Below are 395 nucleotides of genomic sequence, written 5' to 3'. Positions count from 1 at the left end.
GACGGGCGCATGAAGCGTAAGACAGCTGAATGGTTTTATAAGCTGCACAATAAAATCAGCAATCCGAAAATTGAAGAGAACGTCGGTGATTTCCGGTTAATGAGCCGTGAGGTTATCGAAAATATTAAATTAATGCCCGAACGCAACTTGTTCATGAAGGGGGTGCTCAGTTGGGTTGGCGGTAAAACGGATGTTGTTAAATATGCCCGTGCCGAACGCGTGGCCGGTGATTCGAAATTCAACGGCTGGAAATTATGGAATCTGGCGCTCGAAGGGATTACCAGCTTCTCAACTTTCCCTCTCCGCATCTGGACGTATATCGGGTTAGCTGTCGCAGGTGTTGCATTCCTGTATGGTGCCTGGATGATATTTGACACTCTGGCGTTCGGTAACGC

The 395-nt window shown here is 47.8% G+C and carries 1 pseudogene; it reads left to right on the top strand.

Going from position 1 to position 395, the window contains the following annotated elements:
• Nucleotides 1-395, top strand: a pseudogene (locus JG677_RS08640) (glycosyltransferase); the annotation flags it as partial.

This window comes from Campylobacter sp. TTU-622, assembly GCF_016598965.1.
Classification (GTDB): Bacteria; Campylobacterota; Campylobacteria; order Campylobacterales; family Campylobacteraceae; genus Campylobacter_D.
The sequence above is the reverse complement of the archived record's forward strand: the minus strand, read 5'-3'. Positions and strand labels throughout refer to the sequence as shown.